Genomic DNA, 23,744 nt, shown 5'->3' with positions numbered 1-23,744 from the left:
TGACCTGCCCATGAATATCGACCTGCACGGATTCGGTCCGGCCATGATGGCCGGCACCCTGATGACCGTAAAACTGGCGCTTTGCGCCTTGCTGCTGGGCCTGGTTTTGGGCCTGCTCGGCGCCCTGGCCAAGACTTCCTCGGTCAAGCCTTTGCAATGGCTTGGCGGCTTCTATTCGACCCTGGTGCGCGGCGTGCCCGAACTGCTGTGGGTCCTGCTTATCTACTTTGGCACCGTCGGCTTGATGAATGCCCTCGGTGAAGCCTTGAACATGCCGGGCCTGGAGCTCAGCGCCTTCGCGGCAGGCGTGATTGCCCTGGGCCTGTGCTTTGGCGCCTACGCCACCGAAGTGTTCCGTGGCGCGATCCTGGCGATCCCCAAGGGCCACCGCGAAGCCGGCCTGGCGCTGGGCCTGTCCAAGGGCCGCATCCTGTCGCGGATCATCCTGCCACAGATGTGGCGTATCGCCCTGCCCGGCCTGGGCAACCTGTTCATGATCCTGATGAAGGACACCGCCCTGGTGTCGGTGATCGGCCTGGAAGAAATCATGCGCCACGCGCAAATCGGCGTGACCGTGACCAAGGAGCCGTTCACCTTCTACATGGTCGCCGCCTGCATCTACCTGAGCCTGACCATCATCGCCATGACCGGCATGCACTTCATGGAAAAACGCGCCGCTCGCGGCTTTGCGAGGGCCGTGTAATGAATTGGGAAGTGATCATCAAATGGCTGCCGCGCCTGGCCCAGGGTGCCACCCTGACCCTGGAGCTGGTAGCCATCGCCGTGGTGGCCGGGCTGATCCTGGCCATCCCGCTGGGCATCGCCCGCTCTTCGCGCCACTGGTATGTGCGCGCCGTGCCGTTCAGCTACATCTTCTTCTTCCGCGGTACGCCGCTGCTGGTGCAGCTGTTCCTGGTCTACTACGGCCTGGCGCAGTTCGACATGGTGCGTTCGAGTTCGCTGTGGCCTTACCTGCGCGATCCGTTCTGGTGCACGGTGCTGACCATGACCCTGCACACCGCCGCCTACATCGCCGAGATCCTGCGCGGCGCGCTGCAGTCGATCCCCAAGGGTGAGATCGAGGCGGCACGGGCGCTGGGCATGTCGCGTGGCAAGACGCTGTTCTACATCATGCTGCCGCGCGCCGCGCGCATCGGCCTGCCGGCGTACAGCAACGAAGTGATCCTGATGCTCAAGGCCAGCGCCCTGGCCAGTACCGTGACCCTGCTGGAACTGACCGGCATGGCCCGTACCATCATTGCCCGCACCTACCTGCCGGTAGAGATCTTCTTTGCCGCCGGGGTGTTCTACCTGGTGATCTCGTTCGTGCTGGTGCAGGGCTTCAAGCTGCTGGAGCGCTGGCTGCGTGTGGATGCCTGCCAAGGCCGCTGAAACCTCACTGACTGCTTCGCGGGCATGCCCGCTCCCACAGGTGTAGCGCCAACCTTGAATGTGGCGCTATACCTGTGGGAGCGGGCGTGCCCGCGAAGAGGCCCTCAAAACCACCACACATCCTTGCCATGCCCAGCCACCTCCACAGCCACCACCTAAGCACCCGCTTCCAGGCCCTCGACCAGTTCCTGATCGAGCACCAGCAGCTGTGGAAACCCCGCCCCTTCACTACCCTGCAACTGGAGTGGGAAACCGCGCATCCAGAACTTGCCGCACACCTGCGTCAATGCTCCCTAGCAGACGCAGAGACCGAAAGCGTCACCGAGGACTTGCCCGCCCCATTCCCACAACTGGCCCGGCAAGCCCAACAGCTCGCTACCCTTGGCAATCTCCCGGCCACCGACCTGCCCCCTGCCGCCCACCGCCTCGACGTTGCCGTCCCCGGTCGCAAATGGCAGCAGATCGAAGCCTTCGCCAGCCACCTGAGCTTCCGCGCGCAGCCCCGCCACTGGCTGGACTGGTGCGCCGGCAAAGGCCACCTCGGCCGCCGCCTGCTGCAGCCCGGCCAGCAGCTGACCTGCCTGGAATACGACGCCGACCTGGTCGCCGCCGGCCAGGCCCTGAGCGCGCACCATCACCTGCCGGCGCTGCACCTGCACCAGGATGTGATGGCCGACGACAGCGCCCGCCACCTGGCAGACGACAAAACCGTGGTCGCCCTGCACGCCTGTGGCGACTTGCATGTACGCCTGATGCAGCTGGCCAGCCAGCAAGGCTGCCGGCAGCTGGCCGTGGCCCCTTGCTGCTACAACCGAATTGCGGCGCAGCAGTACCAGCCGTTATCCACAGCCGCGCAAGCGTCCATCCTGCAGCTGTCGCTGGACGACCTGGGCCTGCCGCTGAGCGAAACCGTCACCGCCGGCGCCCGCGTGCGGCGCCAGCGCGACACCTCGATGGCCCGGCGCCTGGGCTTCGACCTGCTGCAACGCCAGCAGCGCCAGAGCGCCGAATACCTACCGACGCCTTCGTTGCCTGTGGCCTGGCTGGAAAAGCCCTTCGAGCAATACTGCCGCGACCTGGCCGCGCTCAAGCAACTGCAACTGACCGGCAACCCGGACTGGGCGGCCTTGGAAGCAGCCGGCTGGCAACGCCTGGCCGAGGTCCGTAACCTGGAGCGCGTGCGCAACCTGTTCCGTCGGCCGCTGGAGCTGTGGCTGGTACTGGATCGCGCCCTGTTTCTGGAAGAACGCGGCTATAACGTGCAACTGGGCCTGTTCTGTGACTATCCACTGACTCCACGCAACCTGCTGATTCTCGCCGAACGCGACCGTTAGCCGCAGTACAACCTGTGGATAACTCTGTGTACAAGCTTTTGATTAGCTGTTGGATCCAAGCGCTATTTCAAGCGTTTGGCTTATTCCGCCCAGTACTTCAAGCCCAGTAAAAACAGGCGTTTGCGCAAAGACCGGCGGAATGCCGATCCGGCATGCGTTTCGCGCAGGCCGTCAATGCCACTTGTGCATAAACATTCGTTGTGGTTAGCGACCACAGCTGCCAACGCAATCCCTGTAGGAGCGGCCTTGTGTCGCGATGGGCCGCAAAGCGGCCCCGCTTTTAGCGTAATTACAGAGAGTACTGGGGGCTGCTTCGCAGCCCATCGCGACACAAGGCCGCTCCTACACACACCCGTCCGCGTCAGGATTCAGTGCGCCTTGTTCCTGGCAATCTCGACATCGTTCATCAGCGCCTTGGCCATGTCGCACAAATAGTCGGCCGCACCGAGGAATTTATGGTCATCCTCCATATCCCCTTCGCGCACCAGGTGCTTGATGTAGCCCATCAGGATCGAGACGTGCTCGTAGACAGCATCGGCCGGGACGCCGGGCTCGACGCGTAGCAGGTTGAGGGACGGGTTGCCGGCTGCGAGGAAGGTTTCCACGCCTGCGGTGGTGATTGGCTTGGGACTGCTGAGATCAGAATCTTTCAATTTTCAAACTCCTATATTCCTCAAGGAGTTACCACCTTCGTTCTTCTCACGGAACGAAGGGCGGCAACCGTGCACGGGGTGAGAAACCGAGTGAATATAGGAAGCCTCGGCCAGACCGAAGTCTGCCCGCGCACGGTCGCCATAACGCAGCCGCTAAATTCGTAATCGGGTTCTCACACCCGGTCGCCAGAGCGACCCGAAAACGGTATCCGTGAGCCATTTCCCCGACAACAGCGATACTTCAGCGGCGCGCGTAGGATAGGTCCGAGGCCCCCAAACCTTGAAGCATTTGCCCCCAAGTTCAGAATTGTCTGACCTCTATCTTCACAGCGACGCGGTACCTGTAGGAGCGGGTTCACCCGCGATGAGGCCCTACCAGACAACACAAGGCTAATGCTCAACCACCGCAACGGTGTATCATCCGCCCCCAAATCATTAAAAAGTGACGTCGCGCGCTGCCCGCCAGCCCCGCGACCTTCTGGCGTTGCGCCAGAACCGACAATGGACTAACGGACCCGACCATCGTGACCCAGACCAAGCCCCTCGCCCTGCTGTGCCTCACCCTGGCTCTGACCGCCTGCGCCAGCAGCACCCCGCCCCAACCCCGCAGCAGCCTGGGCTGGAACCACCCCGGCATGCAGCTTGGCGGCGACAACGGCCTGCCCCTGCGCACCGAAAGCCCTTGCCGCAAGCGTGGCTGCGACAACGACAAGCTGTTCTTCAACCCGGGCAAAACCGAGCCAAGCGTCACTACCATCCACCGCGGCTGGTAGGAAAATTCTTCTTTCAGACCGGTAACTTAGGTCATTTGCGAACAATCGCAAGGAAGTGGTTTACAGGCGCCAACCGATCGTTATAATGACGCCCCACTGCCGGTATAGCTCAGATGGTAGAGCAACTGACTTGTAATCAGTAGGTCCCGGGTTCGATTCCTGGTGCCGGCACCATACGCAGTATCAAAGAAGGCTCACCGAAAGGTGAGCCTTTTTTGTTTTAAGTACACTCCGCTCGCTCCCTCCCCAGACTTGACCCCAATCAAGCCCGCTCCAGACAGATGACTTAGCCTGAGATCAGCCCCCATCGAGGCAGCTCACCATGGCCAAGAAATTCCCCACCAACCCCAGCCACCCCGAACGCATCTGCTGGGGCTGCGACCTCTACTGCCCAGCCAAGGCACTCGCATGCGGCAACGGCGCGAGCCGGACCATGCATCCAGCAGAACTGTTCGGCGAAGACTGGGACAGTTTCGATAACCAACTGGAAAAACCGATCGACCGCGAGCATGGAACAGCCCCCAAGCCCTGACAAACCATGCATTAAATCGGCGCCCGTCCAGGCCAGAGCCATGACAACCATGCAACAGTCTTTTACCGATTCCCCAGGTTTTCCCTAACCCTGCTTTGCCTATCCTAGGCCGGGTCATCCCGCCTGTGATGGACCCATGAAACATTCCCTACCCAGCCGCTACGCCTGCCTCGCATTCTGCCTACTATTCACCCTCGCCAGCCTGCCGTTGCTACACACGCATGCCTGGCTGTGGCCCATCACGCTGATCACCGCGTTGCTCAGCCTGGTCGGCCTCAACGACCTGCGCCAAAGCCACCATGCCGTGCGCCGCAACTACCCGATCCTGGGCAACATCCGCTACCTGATCGAAACCATCCGCCCGGAAATCCGCCAGTACCTGATTGAGGGCGACGACGACAAGCTGCCGTTTTCCCGCGCTCAGCGCTCGCTGGTCTACGCCCGGGCCAAGAACGAAAGCGCCGAAAAAGCCTTTGGCACGCTCAACGACGCCTACAAGCCCGGCTTCGAGTTCATCAGCCATTCCATGTTGCCGGTAAACACGCCGGACCCTGCCTCGTTTCGCATCGCCATCGGCGGGCCGCAGTGTCGCCTGCCCTACTCGGCGTCGATCTTCAACATTTCCGCGATGAGCTTCGGCGCGCTCAGCGCCAACGCCATCGCGGCGCTCAACCGTGGTGCACGCATGGGCCGTTTTGCCCATGACACGGGCGAAGGCAGTATCAGCCCGTACCACCGCGAACATGGCGGTGACCTGATCTGGGAAATCGGCAGTGGCTACTTCGGCTGCCGCACCGAGGACGGTCGCTTCGACCCGCAGCGCTTCGCCGAGCAGGCCCGCTCGCCGCAGGTGAAGATGATCGAGGTCAAGCTCAGCCAGGGCGCCAAGCCGGGCCACGGCGGCATCCTGCCGGGGCACAAGGTCAGCCGCGAAATCGCCCAGACGCGGGGCGTACGCGAGGGTGAAGACTGCATATCGCCAGCGGCGCACAGTGCCTTCCGCACGCCGGTCGAGTTGCTGCAGTTCATTGCCAGCCTGCGCGAGCTGTCGGGCGGCAAGCCGGTGGGCTTCAAGTTCTGCCTGGGCCACCCGTGGGAATTCATGGGCATCGCCAAGGCAATGCTGGCCACCGGCATTACCCCGGACTTCATCGTCGTCGACGGCAAGGAAGGCGGTACCGGCGCGGCGCCACGCGAGTTCAGCGACAACATGGGCGTACCGATGCGCGAGGGCCTGATGTTCGTGCACAACACCCTGGTCGGCCTGAACCTGCGCTCCAGCATTCGCATTGGCGCAGCGGGCAAGATCGTCAGCGCCTTCGACATCGCCAGTGTGCTGGCTATCGGCGCTGACTGGGTCAACTCCGCGCGCGGCTTCATGTTCGCCATCGGCTGCATCCAGTCGCAGAGCTGCCACACCAACAAGTGCCCGACCGGGGTGGCGACGCAAGACCCGCTGCGCCAGCGCGCCCTAGTGGTGCCGGACAAGGCTGAACGGGTTGCCAGCTTCCACCGCAATACCTTGCATGCGCTGGCAGAAATGCTGGCCGCTGCGGGGTTGGAGCATCCTTCGCAGCTAAAACCCAAGCACCTGGCGCGGCGGATCAGCTCAAGCGAAATCGGCTTGTTCTCGGACCTGCACACGTTCCTCAAGCCGGGCGAGTTGCTGGGGGGCTCGATCGAAAGCGAGTTCTATGCGCGAATGTGGCGGATGGCGCGTAGCGACAGTTTTGCGCCGGAGACGGGTGAGGGAGAGGTGAGGGTTGCAGGGGGGCGGCGCAGGGAGGTGGAGCTGGCGTGAGGCCGGGGGCCGCTGTGCGGCCCATCGCGACACAAGGCCGCTCCTACAAGGGGAGCGTGCACTTGTGTGGCGACAGGCTGCAGATCAGGATCAGAAGATGCTGATCGGATACTCAACGAATACCCGGACTTCGTTGCCGTCGTCGAAGTAACCGTTCTGCTGCACGGCGTTGTTGGTACGCACGAACGAGCTACGCAGCTTGATCGACAGGTCCTTGGCCGGGCCGTCCTGCACCACGTAACGGATCTGGTTGAAGATCTCGCGCTCTTTACCTTCGCCGAAGCCCTGCGGGTTGTCGAGGTTGCGGGTATTGATGTTGTCACCCACCACGTAGGCCAGCTTGTAGGTCAGGCCCGGAATGCCGTAGGCACCGAAGTCCAGGCCGTAGCCCAGCTGCCAGGAACGCTCGTCTTCGGCGTTGAAGTCGGACCAGTACGAGTTGGCCAGGTAGATGGTCGAACCACCGTCACCCACGCCACCGGCGTTCTGGTACCAGCCGTAGTTGTAGCCGGTGCTGCCGGTGCTGCGCTGGTGGGCGATGGTGAACGAGTGCGCACCATAGGCGTAGGTGGCGGCCAGGCTCCAGATGGTGTTGGAGTCGCCGTTCAGCTCTGCGCTCTTGACGAACTTGTCGTCGATGTCCGACTTGTAGCCGTTGAAGTCCAGGGTCAGCGACTGGTCGCTGGCGATCGGGAAGACGTAGTTCAGGCCCAGGTAGTGCTTCTTCATCACGTCTTCGTTGTCGGCGGTGTACAGCGAAGCGGTGAAGTTGTCGGTGAACTTGTAGCTGCCACCGAGCACGTTGATCGACTTCAGGCCACCACCATCACGGCGCTCGGCGCTTTTGCGCGCTTCCTGGGTGAAGCGGCCGGCGTTCAGTTCCAGGCCCTGGATTTCCTTGGAGGTGATCAGGGTACCGGTGAAGCTTTCTGGCAGCAGGCGGGCATCGTCGTACTGCAGCACTGGCAGTGCCGGCATCTGGTCACCGTACTTGAGCACGGTGTTGGAGATGCGGAACTTCACTGCAGCGCCAGCACGGGCCAGGTTGTGCGGCGAGTTGGCGTTGTCGTTCTCGTCCTTGAAGTCCGAAGGCTTGAAGAAGTCGACACCGGCACCACCGTTGTGGCCCTTGCCGCCGTCCAGACGCACGGCGTACAGGCCGAATGCATCGACGCCGACACCGACGGTGCCCTGGGTGAAGCCGGAGGAGAAGTTGGCGATGACGCCCTGGCCCCATTCGATCTGGTCGTCGGTGCCGTGCTTCTTGTCACGATTGATGTAGGCGTTGCGCAGCAGGACGTTGGCGTGGCTGTCCTCGATGAAGCCCTTGCTGTCGGCCTGGTCATTGGCCTGTGCCTGGGTCGCGGCGATCATCGCCAGGGCGACCAGGCTGATCCTGGTTTTCAACATGTTGTTTTCCTTGTTCCTAATCAAAAACGCTCTGCAATATGACGCCAGGAACCAACGCCCCTTCGTAGGTTCGACGCTATGCGGATCCAGACTGGAAGGCCTGCCGGTAGTTACACGGCGGCTCTGGCAGCTGCGTGGCCACGATGATGGCCAGCAGGCGTTGGCCGAATCCTAGCCGTGCGCGTTTACAAATGTCAAAAAATCGTGAAATGAAGGTTGATATAACCAAAATGTGGGCAAGCCGAGTGCATTTCTGCCTAGCGTTGCGCTATCAGCAGGCAATTTATCTTGAGTAGGAAAAGTCGGACTGATTGTGGGGCGAGGGCCTAGGTGCAGGGCAAGACGCAGGGGCGTGTGCTGTGGGACGGCAGGGTGAAGCGAGAAGTGGCCAGGGTGGGGGCTGGCCGAGGGTTGTACCTTCATAGATGCCTGTTGCCTGTGCCGGCCCCTTCGCGGGCAAGCCCGCTCCCACAGGGGCCGGCAGGTTCAAACAACCGATCAGTGCCACACCGCCATCAGCGCCTGCATTTCTGCTTCGCTGATCAGGCCTTGGGGATATCGCCCGGCAAGCAGATGTCGTGGGTCGGTCGTCCTGACCCTGATGCTTCCATGGTGTTTCAACCACTTCGCCACAAGCTTGAGCGATTGGTGATTCACTGCCGATGGGCGCAAAGCCGACTCACTTGCTGCATTCATCTCTACACGTACTCCTAGGCCCGTGGACGGCAAATCTACTTATGTATTGTTACAGATCGATAGCACGGCCTTGCCGGGCCACCGATCTGGCTATCCACTTGAAAACAATACAAAAGATATGCCAGCACCGCCACCGGACATCGCCCGGAAATGAAAAAGGCCCGTCAGGTGACGGGCCTCTTCATTCACGCTGCGCTCAACGTTTGATCGGCGCTGGCTGCTGCTGGGTCAGGCAGTGGATATTGCCACCGCCCAACAACAGCTCGCGGCCAGGGATCATCACCACTTCATGATCGGGGAAAACCTTTTCCAGGATTGCTCTGGCCTCAGTATCTGCTGGGTCGTCAAAGCTTGGCGCGATGATGCCGCCGTTGACGATCAGGAAGTTGACGTACGAGCCGGCCAGGCGCACCGATGGGTCACGCTCCTGGCTGCCGGCCACCTGGTCGACACCGGCACATTCTTCAGCGGTGGCGAACAGCGGGCCCGGGATCGGCATTTTATGCACGATGAATTCACGGCCCTTGGCATCACGGGTGCGCTTGAGCACCTCCATGGCAGCGTGGCAGCGTGCATAGTTGGGGTCGTTGGAATCATCGGTCCAGGCCAGTAACACTTCGCCCGGGCGCACGTAACAGCAGAAGTTGTCGACGTGGCCATCGGTTTCGTCGTTGTACAGGCCATCCGGCAGCCAGACCACGGTGTCCACCGCCAGGTGGTCACGCAATACCGCTTCGATCTGCTCGCGGCTCAGGTGCGGGTTGCGGTTGCGGTTGAGCAGGCATTCTTCGGTAGTGATCACGGTGCCTTCACCGTCCACATGGATCGAACCGCCTTCGAGCACGAAGCCTTCGGTGTGGTAGCGCTGGCAGCGCTCCATTTCCAGCACCTTGGCCGCCAGTTCCTCGTCGCGGTTCCACGGTGCATACAGGCCGCCATCGAAGCCGCCCCAGGCGTTGAAGCCCCAGTCCACGCCGCGTACTTCGCCCTGGTCGTTGATGACGAAGGTCGGGCCGGTGTCACGCACCCAGGCGTCATCGTTGCTGATCTCGACCACGCGGATGTTCGGCTGGTCGAGTTGGCGACGGGCATTTTCGTACTGCGCAGCAGAAACCGCGACGGTGACCGGCTCGAAGCGGGCAATCGCCTTGGCCAGGGTCACATGGGCAGCTTGTGCCGGCTTGCCGCCCAGGCGCCAGTTGTCCGGGCGCTCTGGCCAGACCATCCATACCTGGGTTTGCGGGGCCCACTCGGCGGGCATGTGGAAACCATCGGCACGGGGGGTGGAGTTGAGGGTTTTCATGGTTGACCTCTGTGATGGCCCTGAGCCGGACTGTGCTGGGGCGTTTGTCCATTTATAACCGATATATATCGACATTTAAAGCATCATATAGGAAGTCGAAGTGACCGATCAGCGCCTTTAAGCCGATATCAATCGATAGGCATCCGGCTATCCCAAGGCACATACCATAGCCGGGCCTTGTGAAGCCGTTGCAGCGCAGGGCGGACAAAACCGTCGAGTACAGCTAGGGTCATTACGTAGGCAAACCGGCCAGCGATCCGTCATGAATATCATCCCCACCGCAATCCCCGACGTCCTGATCATCGAGCCGAAGGTCTTCGGTGACAGCCGTGGGTTCTTCTTCGAGGTATTCAACGCCCGTGAGTTCGCCCGGCAGACCGGCGTGGCGACGACGTTCGTCCAGGACAACCAATCGCGCTCCATCAAGGGGGTACTGCGCGGCCTGCACTACCAGGTGGAAAACACCCAGGGCAAGCTGGTGCGCGTGGTGCAGGGCGAGATCCGTGACGTTGCTGTGGATGTGCGCAAGAGTTCGCCCACATTCGGCCAGTGGGTGGCGGTGCAGCTGTCCGCCGACAACCATCGCCAGCTATGGATTCCACCCGGTTTTGCCCATGGCTTCGCAGTGCTGAGCGACGCCGCCGAGTTCCTGTACAAGACCACCGACTACTACAACCCAGTCGCCGAGCGCTGTATCCGCTGGGATGACCCAGACCTGGCCATCGACTGGGGGCTGGAACAGCCACCGTTGCTGTCGGACAAGGACAAGGTCGGCAGTTCATGGGCAAAGGCGGAACTGCTGCCTTAACTAGCGCATAATTGCGTCAGACTTTCCTGGCGCCTCTACGTGATGATTGCAAAACCCACGCCCCCTCGCCGTCCGCGCTGGCGCAGCCTGGCCCTGCTGGCCCTGTGCCTGGCCCCGTTACTGTGGCCTCTGCATCACCTGGCCGAACGTTATTACCAGCAAGAGCTGGCCTCGCAGAACCGCCAGACCCTCGACCTGTACGTGGCCAACCTGCTCGGTACCCTGCACCGCTACGAGACCTTGCCGCAGATCCTCGGCGACCTGCCGGCGCTGCGCAGCGTGCTGGCCGACCCGTTGCGCCTGGAGGCGGTGACCAACGCCAACCGCCTGCTCAAAGGCATCGTCGAGCAGACCGGCGCCGAGGTGATGTACCTGATGGACATCAACGGCAACACCCTGGCCGCCTCCAACTGGGACAAGCGCGACAGCTTCGTCGGCCGCAACTTCGCCTTCCGCCCCTACTTCAACGAAGCCATGGCCGGCCGCCTGGGGCGCTTCTTCGGCCAGGGCACCACATCGGCCAAGCGTGGCTACTTCTTTGCCGCTGCGGTACGCGACCGTGAACGCATCGTTGGCGTGCTGGTGGTCAAGGTCGACCTCGACCACACCGAAACCCTGTGGGGCCGTACCCCCGAGCAACTGCTGCTGACCGACCACAATGGCGTGGTCATCCTCACCTCACGGCCGGACTGGCGCTTCCGTGCCACCCGCCCGCTGAGCGAGGCCGAGCGCCAGGCCATCATCGCCATCCAGCCCTACCCGACCCAGGCCCCGCAACCGCTGGTGCTCAACCCGCAAGCGTGGATCGCCCAGACCCGCGACATCCCGGAAACCGGCTGGCAGGTCAGCATCCTTGCCCCGCGCATGCTGGTCGACCGCTCGGTGCAAACGGTGATGGCCATCGGTGCCGGCACCTTGCTGGTGCTGATGCTGCTGGCCGGCCTGGTGATGCAACGGCGCCGCCACTACATCGACCGTATCGATTTCGAGGCCCGTGGCCGGCAGGAACTGGAACAACGCGTGGCCGAGCGCACCGCCGACCTGGAAGGCCTGAACACCCGCCTCAAGCGTGCCGTGCTGGAGCGCGAGAACGCCCAGCAGGAGGCGGTGCGCGCCCAGGACGAGCTGGTACAGGCCGGCAAGCTCTCGGTGCTCGGCACCATGTCGGCCAGCATCAGCCACGAACTCAACCAACCGCTGGCGGCCATCCGCAGCTACGCGGAAAACGCCGAAATCCTGCTCGACCACCAGCGCATCGAGGATGCCCGCGGCAACCTCAAGCTGATCGGCGAGCTGACCGGGCGCATGGCCTCGATCATCGCCCACTTGCGCGCCTTCGCCCGCCGTGACCGCCATGCACCGGAGAGCGTGGCGCTGCAGCCGGCCCTGGACGATGCCCTCGCGCTGCTGGCCAAGCGTCGGCGCGCCATGGCCGTGGAGCTGATTCGCGACCTGCCGGAAGCCACCTTGTGGGTCCAGGCTGGCGAGACCCGCCTGCGCCAGGTGCTCGGCAACCTGTTGGCCAATGCCCTCGATGCCCTGACCGAAAAGGCCAACCCCCGCCGCCTGTGGCTGAGTGCCGAGCAGCGCGACGACTGCGTCTACCTGTACATTCGCGACAACGGCCCCGGCTTCAGCCGCCAGGCCCTGGAGCACGCCAAGGAGCCATTCTTCACCACCAAGACCCGCACCCAGGGCCTGGGCCTGGGCCTGGCCATCTGCGAAAGCCTGATGCGCGCCCTGGGCGGTGAACTGCTGCTGGCCAACCACCCGGAAGGTGGCGCACTGCTGACCTTGCAGCTGCGTGTGGCCGCGCCTGGCGCTACTTTGCCCAATTCGGAGGACCCCTCGGCATGACCACCGAGACACTCATCGACAGCCAAGCCCAGGTGATCCTGGTCGACGACGACCCGCACCTGCGCCAGGCGCTGAGCCAGACCCTGGACCTGGCCGGGCTCAAGGTGGTCGCGCTGGCCGATGCCCACGGCCTGGCCGAGCGCATCGAAGCCGACTGGCCTGGGGTAGTGGTCAGCGATATCCGCATGCCCGGTATCGATGGCTTGCAGTTGCTGGAACAGCTGCATGGCCGCGACGCCGAGCTGCCGGTGCTGCTGATTACCGGCCACGGCGATGTGCCGCTAGCGGTGCAGGCGATGCGCGCCGGCGCCTATGACTTTCTGGAAAAGCCCTTCGCCAGTGACGCGCTGCTCGACAGCGTACGCCGCGCCCTGGCCTTGCGCCGCCTGGTGCTGGACAACCGCAGCCTGCGCCTGGCCCTGAGCGACCGCCAGCAACTGGCCACCCGCCTGGTCGGCCAGTCGCCGGCCATGCAGCGCCTGCGCGAGCAGATCGGCGCCCTGGCTGGCACCCGTGCCGACGTGCTGATCCTGGGCGAGACCGGCGCGGGCAAGGAGGTAGTGGCCCGCGCCCTGCACGACCTGTCCAGCCGCCGCGACGGCCCGTTCGTGGCGATCAACGCCGGCGCCCTGGCCGAATCGGTGGTCGAAAGCGAGCTGTTCGGCCATGAGCCCGGTGCCTTCACCGGTGCGCAGAAGCGCCGCATCGGCAAGTTCGAGTTTGCCAATGGCGGCACGCTGTTCCTCGACGAGATCGAGAGCATGAGCCTGGATGTGCAAGTGAAACTGCTGCGCCTGCTGCAGGAACGGGTAGTCGAACGCCTGGGTGGCAACCAGCTGATCCCGCTGGACATCCGCATCATCGCCGCGACCAAGGAAGACCTGCGCCAGTCCGCCGACCAGGGGCGCTTTCGCGCCGACCTGTATTACCGCCTGAACGTGGCGCCGCTGCGTATTCCGCCGCTGCGCGAACGCGGTGATGACATCCTGGTACTGTTCCAGCACTTCGCCGACGCCGCCAGCCAGCGCCATGGCCTGCCCCCGCACACCCTGCAGCCGGCCCAGCGCGCCATGCTGCTGCGCCACGCCTGGCCCGGTAACGTGCGCGAATTGCAGAACGCCGCCGAACGTTTCGCCCTGGGCCTGGAGCTGGCCCTGGATGGCCAGGCAGCGCCTGCCGCGATGCCGGCGGCACCCCTGCTGAGCGGCAACCTCAGCGAGCAGGTCGAGCAGTTCGAGCGCTCGCTGATCGCCGCCGAACTGGCCCAGCCCCACAGCTCCATGCGCAGCCTGGCCGAAGCGCTGGGCATTCCCCGCAAGACCCTGCACGACAAGTTGCGCAAGCATGGCTTGAGCTTTGACGGTGGCAGCGGCGGGCAAGACGATCATGAGGACCACCGTTGATGAATAGCGATAGCCAGTATCTCCAGGCCGTGCTGCACGGCGACATCCCGCTGACCCGCGAAATGGGCCTGGAGGTGCTCGACTGGCAGCAGCACACCCTGCGCCTGCAACTGCCGTTGGCGGCCAACGTCAACCACAAGAGCACCATGTTCGGTGGCAGCCTGTACTGCGCGGCCGTATTGGTGGGTTGGGGCTGGCTGCACCTGCGCCTGCGCGAGCTGGGGATCGATGACGGGCATATCGTCATCCAGGAGGGGCAGATCAATTATCCGCTGCCGGTGACCGGGGCGGCGGTGGCACGTTGCGCGGCGCCGGACGAAAAGACCTGGGAACGCTTCGTGACGATGTACCAGCGTCGCGGGCGGGCGCGGCTGACGCTGGAAACCACGGTGAGCAATGCCGGTAGTGACGAGCCGGCGGTAAGGTTCAGCGGGCAGTACGTCCTGCACCGCTGAAACCCTGAGCGGCCTTGTGTCGCGATCGGGCCGCAACGCGGCCCCAAGGTTTCAGCTTCGCCGCCCGAATTGCCGGGGCCGCTTTGCGGCCCTTTCGCGACACAAGGCCGCTCCTACACGATCATGTGCGGCGGTCAGATCAGGCTCAGGAAGGCCTGGCGCCATTGTGCATTGGCCGGCAACGCCAGGAAGTGCGGGTTGAGCAACGACTTCCGTGGCGGGTAGCGGAACGGCAGGCCGTCCAGCCCGATCACTTCGCCCCCGGCGCCTTCCACCACTCCCTGGGCCGCCGCCGTATCCCACTGCGAAGTCGGCGCCAGGCGCGGATAGCAATCGGCGCTACCTTCCGCCAACAGGCAGAACTTCAACGAACTGCCAATGTTGGCCAGCTCCAGCTCACCCAACGCAGCGCCCAGCCCGGCCAACAACGCTTCCTGCTCCGGGCTGGAATGCCGACGGCTGGCCACCACGGTAAAGCGCTCTCCCAGCGGCGGTGCATTGCGTACCTGGATTGGCTCAGCGGCTTCACCGGCTTGCGCACGCCAGGCGCCCAGCCCACGGCCACCGAAGTAACAGCGCCCGTTGGTTGGCATCGAGACTACGCCAAACACCACCTCGCCGTTTTCCACCAGGGCGATGTTGACGGTGAATTCCTCGCTGCCGGCAATGAACTCCTTGGTGCCGTCCAGCGGGTCGACCAGCCACCAGCGCTGCCAGCGCTGGCGCTCGGCCAACGGGATATTGCAGTCTTCTTCCGACAGCAGCGGAATCTGCGGCGCCAGGGCCAGCAGGCCATCGGCAAGCACCCGGTGCGCCGCCAGGTCGGCGGCGGTCACCGGCGAATCGTCAGCCTTGCTGGTCACGGCGACATCGGCACGCCAGAACGGCAGGATCGCCTCGCCGGCCTTCAGCGCCAGCTTGACCACTTCGTGCATCAGTTGCAGGTCGTTCATGCTTCCAGCAGCCCCCGCTGAATCAGCAGGTCACGCGCCAGGTACAGCGCCGCCAGGGCACGACCTTCGGTGAACTGCGGGTGCATGGCCAAGGCCGACAGCTCGCGCAGGTTGACCTTGTCGACCCGCATCGGCTCCGGCTCGTCGCCCTCCAGGCGCGCTTCGTAAAGGTCGCTGGCCAGCACCACCTGGATCTTCTGGCTCATGTAGCCGGGCGACAGCGACAGCTCGGTCAGGTGCTCCAGCTGGTGCGCGCCAAAACCGGCCTCTTCCTTGAGCTCCCGGTCGGCTGCCGCCAGCACGTCCTCGCCCGGCTCGATCAGGCCCTTGGGCAGCGACAGCTCATATTCATCGGTGCCGCCGCAGTATTCTTCCACCAGCACGGCGTGCTCGGCGTCGAGCATGGCCACGATCATTACCGCGCCGTAACCATTGCCGCGCCCCACCAGGCGCTCGTAGGTGCGCTCATTGCCATTGCTGAAACGCAATTGCACGGCTTCGACGCGAAACAGGCGGCTGCTGGCGACGATTTCGCGGCTGAGGACGGTGGGTTTCTGGCGCATGGGGCGGCTCCTTGGCGTGAACGGGTTACTATACCGTGGCTTGCCGACTGATCGAGAATTTCCCATGCCTGTTCTTCCCTGGTCTGCCATCGATACTGTCCTGCTGGACATGGACGGCACCTTGCTCGACCTGCATTACGACAACCGCTTCTGGCTGGACCACCTGCCCCAGCGCTATGCCGAGCTGCACGGGGTGAGCCGGGCCATGGCGGAAATGGAACTGCAGCCACTGTTCGAGCGTAACGCCGGTACGCTGAACTGGTATTGCCTGGACTTCTGGAGCCGCGAGCTGCGCCTGCCGATTCGCGAGCTGAAACGGGAAATCGCCGACCTGATCGCCCTGCGCCCAGATGCCGACACCTTCCTGGCGGCCATTCGCCAGGCCGGCAAGCGCGTGGTGATGATCACCAATGCGCACCGGGATTCCCTGTCGCTGAAGCTGGAGCGGGTGGAGCTGACGCCGTATTTCGAGCGGCTGATCAGCTCGCACGACTATGGCTACCCGAAGGAAAGCCCGCAATTCTGGGATGCCTTGCAGGCGGACATCGGCTTTGCGCCGGAGCGCAGCCTGTTCATCGATGACACCCTGGCGATCCTGCGCAGTGCGCGGCGGTTCGGCGTGGGGCACTTGCTGGCGGTGCGCCAGCCCGATAGCCAGGCGGGGCCGCGGGATACCGAAGAATTTGCTGCGGTCGAGGACTACCGGGAGCTATTGGCAGGCCTGTGAGGGCCTCTTCGCGGGTATGCCCGCGAAGAGGCCGCTAGCGGCTGTGGAGATCAGTCAGGAATACGCAGCACCTGCCCTGGGTAGATCTTGTCCGGGTGCTTGAGCATCGGTTTGTTGGCCTCGAAGATCTTCTGGTACTTGTTGGGGTCGCCGTACACCTTCTTCGAGATGGCACTCAGCGTGTCGCCCTTCTCCACGGTCACGAACCGCGCCGCCTGCGCCACCGGCCCGGTTACGGTGATCTGGTCATCCACACTGGCGACACCGCTGATGTTGCCCGCCGCCAGGATGATCTTCTCCTTTTCCTCCTGGCTGGCCACCTCGCCCTGGAGGATGATCTTGTCCCCCTCTACCGAGACCTTGATGTTCGGGTTACCCAGGCCGACACTTTCCACGTGCTTTTTCAGCTGCTCTTCGGCGTTGGCATTACCGGGGGTCAGCAGATCGATCAACTTTTCGCCCGCTTCTTTCACAAAACTGAACAGACTCATGACACTCTCCTTGTTGACGTGAAACCGTTGGACAGTGAAGTCTAGGCGAAGACTCCGCCGACCCACCCGCATCTTCCATCGACGCGCTCTATCAAGGCATAGACCCTAGCGATTAGACGCCGCCGGCCCGCACGCCTAGGCTTGTGCTATCAAAAAGCTGCCGATAGCTCCGGTGAACAGCCAGCCCCGATGAAAAGCAAGCCTCCGCTCTGCGCGGCCTCGCCCCTGTCCATGCCCGCAGCCAGCAACACCTACGATTACGTCCAGCTCAACGACGCCCGACGCGACAGCACCCCGCTGGCCGAGGAAGTGGCCCTGGCCATCGCCTACAACGGCCTGAACCAGGCAGTGATGCTGGTCAGCCCCACCGACCTGGAGGACTTCGCGGTCGGCTTCAGCGTCGGCAGCGGCATTGTCGAAGGCACTGCCGAAATCTACGACCTGAAACTCTCCGGCAGTGGCTCGGCGATGTATGCCGACCTGGAGATTTCCAGCCGTGCATTCTGGAACCTGAAGAACCAGCGCCGCCAGTTGGCCGGCACCAGTGGTTGCGGCCTGTGCGGAGTCGAAGCGCTGGAGCAGGCATTGCCGGACCTGGCCAAGCTGCCTGACGCCCCTTTGCCGCCTGCGCAATGGCTGGTCGGGCTGCGCGAACGCATCGATGCTTTCCAACCCCTTGGCCAGCATTGCGGCGCGGTGCACGCGGCGTTGTTCATGGACCGCAACGGCGAATTGTTGCTCGGCCGCGAAGACATCGGCCGGCACAACGCCCTCGACAAGCTGATCGGTGCACTGCTGCGCCAGGGCATCGACAGCCAGGGCGGCCTGGCCATCGTCACCAGCCGCTGCAGCCTGGAGCTGATCCAGAAGGTGCTGCGTGCCGGTATCCAGACCCTGGTCAGCCTGTCGGCGCCCACCGGCCTTGCCCTGCAATGGGCGCGCAAACACAACCTCAATCTCATCCATCTGCCCAAGCACAGCGCACCGCGGGTCTATAGCCCCGCGGCGGAGGCGTAACAGTCGTGACCTCGTACCAGCACTTCCCGGAAAACGCCCCAGCCTCCCCTCCTCGCTACAAGCCCTACCACGGCCCCGCCGGTGGCTGGGGTGCACTGCGCAGCGTGGCCAAGGCCTGGGTCGGCAGCGATAACGCGCTGAAGAACATTCGCGCGCTGCTCAAGACCAACCAGAACGGCGGTTTCGACTGCCCAGGCTGCGCCTGGGGCGACTCACCCGAGAGCGGCATGGTCAAGTTTTGCGAGAACGGTGCCAAGGCGGTGAACTGGGAGGCGACCAAGCGCCGCGTCGACGCGGCCTTCTTCGCCCGCTACAGCGTCACTTCGCTGCTAGGTCAGAGCGACTACTGGCTTGAATACCAGGGGCGCCTGACCGAACCGATGGTCTATGACGCCCCCAGCGACCGCTACCTGCCGATCAGCTGGGATGCCGCCTTCGCCATGATCGGGCGCGAACTCAACAAGTTGGCCAGCCCCGACCAGGCCGAGTTCTATACTTCAGGCCGCGCCAGCAACGAAGCGGCATACCTGTACCAGCTGTTCGTGCGCGCCTACGGCACCAACAATTTCCCCGACTGCTCGAACATGTGCCATGAGGCCAGTGGTGTGGCCCTGGCGCAAAGCGTCGGGGTGGGCAAGGGCACCGTCACCTTCGACGACTTCGAACACGCCGATGCGATTTTCGTCTGGGGCCAGAACCCGGGCACCAACCACCCGCGCATGCTCGACCCGCTGCGCGATGCAGTGAAGCGTGGCGCCCAGGTGGTGTGCGTCAACCCGCTCAAGGAGCGTGGCCTGGAGCGCTTCCAGCACCCTCAGCACCCACTGGAAATGCTGACCAACAGCGACCGTCCGACCAATACGGCGTTCTTCCGCCCGGCGCTGGGCGGCGACCTGGCGATGCTGCGCGGCATGGCCAAGTTCGTCCTGCAGTGGGAGCGCGAAGCCCAGGCCAAGGGCGAGCCGGCGGTGTTCGACCACGCCTTCATCGCCGAGCACGGCCATGGCGTCGACGACTACCTGGCGGTGGTGGATGCCACCCCATGGGAACACATCCAGGCGCAGTCCGGCCTGCCCCTGGCCGACATCGAACTGGCTGCACGCATGTATTGCCGGGGCAAACGGGTAATCATGTGCTGGGCCATGGGCATCACCCAGCACCGCCATTCGGTGCCGACCATCCAGGAAATCGTCAACCTGCAGCTGTTGCGCGGCAATATCGGCGTACCTGGCGCAGGCCTGTGCCCGGTGCGTGGCCACAGCAACGTGCAGGGTGATCGCACCATGGGCATCAACGAACGCCCCCCAGAGGCGCTGCTCGATGCCCTGGAAAAGCGCTTTGGCTTCCCCGTACCACGGCAGCAGGGCCACAACACCGTCGAGGCGATTCACGCCATGCTCGAGGGCCGCGCCAAGGTGTTCATCGGCCTCGGTGGCAACTTCGCCCAGGCGACGCCGGATACCGAACGTACCGCCCAGGCGCTGCGCAACTGCGAACTGACCGTGCACATCAGCACCAAGCTCAACCGTAGCCACCTGGTGCACGGCAAGCAGGCGCTGATCCTGCCGTGCCTGGGGCGTACCGATATCGACCTGCAGGCCGAAGGGCCGCAGGCGGTAACGGTGGAAGACTCGTTCAGCATGGTCCACGCGTCCAATGGCCAGCTGCAACCGCTATCGCCACAGATGCGCTCGGAGCCCGCGGTCATCGCCGGTATTGCCGCCGCTACCTTGGGCAACAACCCGGTTGATTGGCGTTGGCTGGTGGCTGACTACGACCGTATTCGTGACCTGATCGGCGACACCATCGCCGGCTTTGCCGGCTTCAACCAGCGCCTGCGCCAGCCGGGCGGCTTCTACCTGGGCAACAGCGCCGCCACCCGCGAGTGGAAGACCAACACCGGCCGGGCCAATTTCAAGGCCAACCGGCTACCGGACACGCTGCTCGACGAGCGTGTACGCGCCAGCGGCCAACTGCCGGACCTGATCATGCAGTCGATGCGCTCGCACGATCAGTACAACACCACCGTCTACGGGCTGGACGACCGCTACCGCGGTGTGCGCGGCCAGCGCGAAGTGTTGTTCGTCAACGAAGCCGACATCCTTCGCCTGGGTTTCCAGCCGGGGCAGAAGGTCGACATCGTGTCGTTGTGGGGGGACGGGCATGTGCGCCGGGTGCGGGGCTTCACCCTGCTGGCCTTCGACATCCCGGCCGGACAGGCAGCGGCGTATTACCCTGAGGTGAACCCCCTGGTACCGCTGGAGAGTGTTGGCGACGGCAGCTACACGCCGACATCGAAGTTCATCGCCATCAAGCTGGAGCGGGCGCAGGGCGACGGGCGAATCCTCTAGGTTGCGCCGGCCTGTTCGCGGCCAAAGCCGCATGTACAGGTGCAGCGTCAAGTCGAAGCCGTGTGTAGGAGCGGATTTATCCGCGATGCAGGCGACGCGGTGGACGGCACCGGCTGTACCGGTAATCGCGGCTGCAGCCCCTACAGGGAAAATCACAAGGCCTGAGTCGTGGTGTTTCTGTAGAAGCAGTTAGCCGCAAAGAGGCCAACAGCCCCAACGCCAAAAACGAAAAAAGCCCTGTTCCAGTGCGGTTCAGGGCTTCGTCATAAAAGTCTCAGACAGCGAAAAATAGATAAAGTTTCACAGCAAATACAGTAACTTAGAGAATTGTGTACAACTCGTGTTACTCGTCGGATTTCCATTGCCAGGCGCGCTTGTTAGCCTCAAATTCGCCTCGTCATCCCTATGAGGCTCTCTTGATGAAGAAGTACTCCTCGATACTGTTGTTGTCTTTCAGCTTGCTCAGCGGCGTTGCCATGGCAGGCGGCACCACCGAGGCCGGCATTGGCGGCGCATTGGGTGGGGTACTGGGCTCTGTCGTGGGCAACTCCATCGGTGGTAGCACAGGCGGCGCCATTGGTGCGGGCCTGGGCGGTGCAGCCGGTGGCGCCCTGGGTGCCGACAAACGCCAGCGTGGCGAGGCTGCAATCGGCGGCGCGCTGGGCGCTGCTGGCGGTAACGTGGTCGGTCGCTCGGTCGGCGGCACTACCGGTAGCTACATTGGCGCGGCAGCCGGCGGTGGTGCCGGTGGCGCACTGGGTAACTACCTGGGCAAGGAGGCCGACGAAGATGATTACCACGATGGCCGCCGCTACCGTCGTGGCTATGACGACGACCGTCGTCACTGGGACAATGGCAACCACTACGGCCATCGCAAGCACAGACGCCACTGGCGCGACTAACGCCTGAGGGCCCTGCCCCGGCAACAAAAGCCCCGCCCCTGCCAGCGGGGCTTTTTTATGCCGGCTGTTCCAGCATGACGCCGGACAGGATCATCTGCAGCGTCTCCGCCAGCATTACCGGCCGGCCGCTGGCGCGCTCGATGAACACCTGCACCACCGTCCCTGCCGCACAGGCCTCCGGCTCGCCCGGACGGAACAGCGCCAGGCGGTACTCCACCGTACTGCCCGCCAGGCGCGTCACCCCCAACCCGACTTCCAGCACGTCCGGAAAGCCCGGCAACGCGTAGAAATCCGCTGCGGAGCTGACCACGAACGCTGCCAGCTCGCCGTCGCGCAGGTCCAGTTCGGCCTGTTCGACAAGAAATGCCTGGATTGCAGTTTCGAAGAAGCCATGCACGGTAGCCCCGGCGATATGGCCATTGAGGTCGTTGTCCTGCGGGCGGGTAAGGATGGGGTGGAAGTGGCAGAAGGCAGTGCGTTGAGGGGATTCGGTCATCTGGCTGGCTCTTGTCTTCGCAACGGATGCTGACAGTGAAACAGAAAAACCTGATTTCCGCTGCTTGCACCGGCTCTGCGTAGCAGCGGCCTTGTGTCGCGATGGGCCGCCAAGCGGCCCCTGGATTTCAGCGTGGATGCAGAACTGGCGGGGCTGCCTGCAGCCCATCGCGACACAAGGCCGCTGCTACAAGGGGCGCGTGTCGGCCGGAAGAAACAAAAAAGCCGCCCCGAGGGGCGGCTTTCGTTGCAACCGGCTTCAGCTTACAGCTGCGGGCCAGCGGCCTTGATGGCGTCGGACACGTCGAACTTCTTGAAGTTCTCGATGAACAGCTTGGCCAGGCCCTTGGCAGCCTCGTCGTAGGCAGCCTTGTCAGCCCAGTTGGTGCGCGGGTTGAGCAGCTCGGTTTCAACACCCGGAACAGCTTTCGGCACGTCCAGGTTGATGATGTCCAGGTGCTCGGTTTCGGCACCGACCAGCGCGCCGCTCTGGATCGCAGCGATCACGGCACGGGTGGTCGGGATGCTGAAGCGCTTGCCAACGCCGTAGCCACCGCCGGTCCAGCCGGTGTTGACCAGGTAGACCTTGGAGTTGAAGCCGTTGATACGCTTGATCAGCAGCTCGGCGTACTCGCCAGCCGGGCGTGGGAAGAACGGAGCGCCGAAGCAGGTAGAGAAGGTCGACTTGATGCCGCCGCCCGAGCCCATTTCGGTGGAACCGACCAGCGCGGTGTAGCCGGACAGGAAGTGATAGGCCGCCTGCTCGTTGTTCAGGATCGACACCGGAGGCAGAACACCGGTCAGGTCGCAGGTCAGGAAGATGACTGCGTTGGGCTCGCCGCCCAGGTTCGCTTCGGAACGCTTGGCCACGTGCTCCAGCGGGTAGGCCGCACGGCTGTTCTGGGTCAGGCTGACGTCGGTGTAGTCGGCGTGCTTGTTGGCGTCGAGAACGACGTTCTCCAGCACTGCACCGTGCTTGATGGCTTTCCAGATGACCGGCTCGTTCTTCTCGGACAGGTCGATGCACTTGGCGTAGCAACCACCTTCCATGTTGAACACCACGCCCTCGCCCCAGCCGTGCTCGTCGTCACCGATCAGGTAACGGCTTTCGTCGGCCGACAGGGTGGTCTTGCCGGTGCCGGACAGGCCGAAGAACAGGGTCACGTCGCCTGCTTCGCCGATGTTGGCGGCGCAGTGCATCGGCAGCACGTCGGCAGCCGGCAGCAGGAAGTTCTGCACCGAGAACATGGCCTTCTTCATTTCGCCGGCGTAGCGCATGCCAGCGATCAGCACCTTCTTCTGGGCGAAGTTGATGATCACGCAGCCATCGGAGTTGGTACCGTCACGCTCCGGCTCGCAGACGAAGTTGGCCACGTTGAGGATCTGCCACTCGCCACGGCCAGCCGGGTTGTACTGCTCCGGGTTGATGAACAGGCAACGACCGAACAGGTTCTGCCAGGCAGTCTGTGTGGTCATCTTCACCGGCAGGTAGTGCTCGGCAGCCGCCCCTACGTGAACGTAGGAAACGAAGTGATCCTGGGCGTTGTTGAACGCCTCGACGCGGTCCCACAGGGCATCGAACTTGTCGGCCGGGAACTTGCGGTTGATCGGGCCCCAGGCAATGGCGTCCTGGGTGGAAGGTTCTTCGACGATGAAACGGTCAGCCGGCGAACGGCCAGTACGGTGACCAGTCTCCACGACCAGTGCGCCAGTATCGGCTAGTACGCCTTCACCGCGTTGCAGCGCTTCTTTTACCAGCTCATCGACGCTCAGGTCGGTGTACACGGTGTTGTTGGCTTGCGTCATGAGATACCCCATCCGGCCCGAG

22 protein-coding genes and 1 tRNA gene are annotated in these 23,744 nt (G+C 63.6%); 15 read left to right on the top strand and 8 right to left on the bottom strand.

What is annotated here, in order from left to right; all coding sequences use genetic code 11:
• Nucleotides 1–10: 10 nt before the first annotated feature.
• The 3 genes from HU763_RS01275 (at nt 11) to HU763_RS01265 (ending at nt 2,726) form a co-directional block, all read left to right on the top strand.
• Nucleotides 11–703 (top strand): ABC transporter permease, encoded by a 693-nt coding sequence (locus tag HU763_RS01275; RefSeq protein ID WP_170027846.1) that lies wholly within the window; start codon nt 11–13, stop codon nt 701–703.
• A complete protein-coding gene (locus HU763_RS01270) occupies nt 703–1,392 on the top strand; it encodes an ABC transporter permease (protein WP_039613181.1) in 690 nt (229 codons plus the stop codon). Before HU763_RS01275 ends, HU763_RS01270 begins: the two co-directional genes overlap by 1 nt.
• A gap of 128 nt (nt 1,393–1,520) precedes the next feature.
• Nucleotides 1,521–2,726 carry a methyltransferase gene (locus HU763_RS01265; protein ID WP_186687558.1) on the top strand — a complete coding sequence of 402 codons (1,206 nt, stop codon included), beginning with the start codon at nt 1,521–1,523 and terminating at the stop codon, nt 2,724–2,726.
• A 368-nt stretch (nt 2,727–3,094) separates the two neighbouring features.
• Here the strand turns inward: HU763_RS01265 and HU763_RS01260 are convergent, their stop codons facing one another.
• Nucleotides 3,095–3,379, bottom strand: a complete 285-nt coding sequence (locus HU763_RS01260; protein WP_186687560.1) for a DUF3077 domain-containing protein — start codon at nt 3,377–3,379, stop codon at nt 3,095–3,097.
• A 524-nt stretch (nt 3,380–3,903) separates the two neighbouring features.
• Here HU763_RS01260 and HU763_RS01255 point away from each other — a divergent pair.
• From HU763_RS01255 to HU763_RS01240, 4 genes are all read left to right on the top strand, one after another.
• Nucleotides 3,904–4,152, top strand: coding sequence for a hypothetical protein (locus HU763_RS01255; protein WP_186687562.1), 249 nt, complete (start codon nt 3,904–3,906; stop codon nt 4,150–4,152).
• 98 nt (nt 4,153–4,250) lie between these two features.
• Nucleotides 4,251–4,326: transfer RNA gene (locus HU763_RS01250), tRNA-Thr, on the top strand.
• A 148-nt stretch (nt 4,327–4,474) separates the two neighbouring features.
• Nucleotides 4,475–4,684 (top strand): DUF3079 domain-containing protein, encoded by a 210-nt coding sequence (locus HU763_RS01245; protein ID WP_186674940.1) that lies wholly within the window; start codon nt 4,475–4,477, stop codon nt 4,682–4,684.
• 136 nt (nt 4,685–4,820) lie between these two features.
• Nucleotides 4,821–6,485, top strand: a complete 1,665-nt coding sequence (locus HU763_RS01240) for an FMN-binding glutamate synthase family protein (RefSeq protein ID WP_186687564.1) — start codon at nt 4,821–4,823, stop codon at nt 6,483–6,485.
• A 90-nt stretch (nt 6,486–6,575) separates the two neighbouring features.
• Here HU763_RS01240 and HU763_RS01235 read toward each other — a convergent pair whose 3' ends face one another.
• Together HU763_RS01235 and aguA are read right to left on the bottom strand one after the other, a co-directional pair.
• Nucleotides 6,576–7,895, bottom strand: coding sequence for an OprD family porin (locus tag HU763_RS01235; protein WP_186687567.1), 1,320 nt, complete (start codon nt 7,893–7,895; stop codon nt 6,576–6,578).
• 892 nt (nt 7,896–8,787) lie between these two features.
• Nucleotides 8,788–9,894, bottom strand: coding sequence for an agmatine deiminase (aguA, locus tag HU763_RS01230; protein ID WP_186687570.1), 1,107 nt, complete (start codon nt 9,892–9,894; stop codon nt 8,788–8,790).
• A 262-nt stretch (nt 9,895–10,156) separates the two neighbouring features.
• Here aguA and rfbC point away from each other — a divergent pair, with 262 nt between their 5' ends.
• From rfbC to HU763_RS01210, 4 genes are read left to right on the top strand one after another with little or no spacing between them, the layout of a single operon-like run.
• Nucleotides 10,157–10,702 carry a dTDP-4-dehydrorhamnose 3,5-epimerase gene (gene rfbC, locus HU763_RS01225; protein WP_186687573.1) on the top strand — a complete coding sequence of 182 codons (546 nt, stop codon included), beginning with the start codon at nt 10,157–10,159 and terminating at the stop codon, nt 10,700–10,702.
• Nucleotides 10,703–10,744: 42 nt separating this feature from the next.
• A complete protein-coding gene (locus HU763_RS01220) occupies nt 10,745–12,559 on the top strand; it encodes a sensor histidine kinase (RefSeq protein WP_170027833.1) in 1,815 nt (604 codons plus the stop codon).
• Nucleotides 12,556–13,962 carry a sigma-54-dependent transcriptional regulator gene (locus tag HU763_RS01215; RefSeq protein ID WP_186687576.1) on the top strand — a complete coding sequence of 469 codons (1,407 nt, stop codon included), beginning with the start codon at nt 12,556–12,558 and terminating at the stop codon, nt 13,960–13,962. The genes HU763_RS01220 and HU763_RS01215 overlap by 4 nt, the downstream gene beginning before the upstream one ends.
• Complete coding sequence (locus HU763_RS01210; RefSeq protein ID WP_170027831.1) at nt 13,962–14,417, top strand: thioesterase domain-containing protein; 456 nt, start codon at nt 13,962–13,964, stop codon at nt 14,415–14,417. Before HU763_RS01215 ends, HU763_RS01210 begins: the two co-directional genes overlap by 1 nt.
• Before the next feature lie 134 nt (nt 14,418–14,551).
• Here the strand turns inward: HU763_RS01210 and cysQ are convergent, their stop codons facing one another.
• Both cysQ and nudE read right to left on the bottom strand, forming a co-directional pair.
• The gene (cysQ, locus tag HU763_RS01205; RefSeq protein WP_186687579.1) at nt 14,552–15,370 is read right to left on the bottom strand and encodes a 3'(2'),5'-bisphosphate nucleotidase CysQ; all 819 of its coding nucleotides are present in this window, start codon (nt 15,368–15,370) and stop codon (nt 14,552–14,554) included.
• Nucleotides 15,367–15,933: an ADP compounds hydrolase NudE gene (gene nudE / locus HU763_RS01200; RefSeq protein ID WP_186687582.1), complete on the bottom strand. Its 567-nt coding sequence runs from the start codon at nt 15,931–15,933 to the stop codon at nt 15,367–15,369. Before nudE ends, cysQ begins: the two co-directional genes overlap by 4 nt.
• Nucleotides 15,934–15,997: 64 nt before the next feature.
• Here nudE and yrfG point away from each other — a divergent pair, with 64 nt between their 5' ends.
• Nucleotides 15,998–16,660, top strand: a complete 663-nt coding sequence (gene yrfG / locus HU763_RS01195) for a GMP/IMP nucleotidase (protein WP_186687584.1) — start codon at nt 15,998–16,000, stop codon at nt 16,658–16,660.
• A 50-nt stretch (nt 16,661–16,710) separates the two neighbouring features.
• Here the strand turns inward: yrfG and lysM are convergent, their stop codons facing one another.
• Nucleotides 16,711–17,151 carry a peptidoglycan-binding protein LysM gene (lysM, locus tag HU763_RS01190; protein WP_186687585.1) on the bottom strand — a complete coding sequence of 147 codons (441 nt, stop codon included), beginning with the start codon at nt 17,149–17,151 and terminating at the stop codon, nt 16,711–16,713.
• A gap of 189 nt (nt 17,152–17,340) precedes the next feature.
• Between lysM and fdhD the strand changes: the two genes are divergently transcribed.
• The 3 genes from fdhD to HU763_RS01175 all read left to right on the top strand — a co-directional run bounded on the left by fdhD (nt 17,341) and on the right by HU763_RS01175 (nt 21,421).
• On the top strand, nt 17,341–18,168 hold the full coding sequence (fdhD, locus tag HU763_RS01185) for a formate dehydrogenase accessory sulfurtransferase FdhD (protein ID WP_186687586.1): 828 nt from the start codon (nt 17,341–17,343) through the stop codon (nt 18,166–18,168).
• 5 nt (nt 18,169–18,173) lie between these two features.
• Complete coding sequence (locus tag HU763_RS01180) at nt 18,174–20,519, top strand: FdhF/YdeP family oxidoreductase (RefSeq protein WP_186687592.1); 2,346 nt, start codon at nt 18,174–18,176, stop codon at nt 20,517–20,519.
• A gap of 419 nt (nt 20,520–20,938) precedes the next feature.
• The gene (locus HU763_RS01175; protein ID WP_170027825.1) at nt 20,939–21,421 is read left to right on the top strand and encodes a glycine zipper domain-containing protein; all 483 of its coding nucleotides are present in this window, start codon (nt 20,939–20,941) and stop codon (nt 21,419–21,421) included.
• Between the two features lie 55 nt (nt 21,422–21,476).
• Here the strand turns inward: HU763_RS01175 and HU763_RS01170 are convergent, their stop codons facing one another.
• Both HU763_RS01170 and HU763_RS01165 read right to left on the bottom strand, forming a co-directional pair.
• The gene (locus HU763_RS01170) at nt 21,477–21,917 is read right to left on the bottom strand and encodes an acyl-CoA thioesterase (protein WP_186687594.1); all 441 of its coding nucleotides are present in this window, start codon (nt 21,915–21,917) and stop codon (nt 21,477–21,479) included.
• 263 nt (nt 21,918–22,180) lie between these two features.
• Nucleotides 22,181–23,722 carry a phosphoenolpyruvate carboxykinase gene (locus HU763_RS01165; RefSeq protein WP_170027823.1) on the bottom strand — a complete coding sequence of 514 codons (1,542 nt, stop codon included), beginning with the start codon at nt 23,720–23,722 and terminating at the stop codon, nt 22,181–22,183.
• Nucleotides 23,723–23,744 lie beyond the last annotated feature (22 nt).

Source organism: Pseudomonas anuradhapurensis, assembly GCF_014269225.2.
Classification (GTDB): Bacteria; Pseudomonadota; Gammaproteobacteria; order Pseudomonadales; family Pseudomonadaceae; genus Aquipseudomonas; species Aquipseudomonas anuradhapurensis.
The sequence above is the reverse complement of the archived record's forward strand: the minus strand, read 5'-3'. Positions and strand labels throughout refer to the sequence as shown.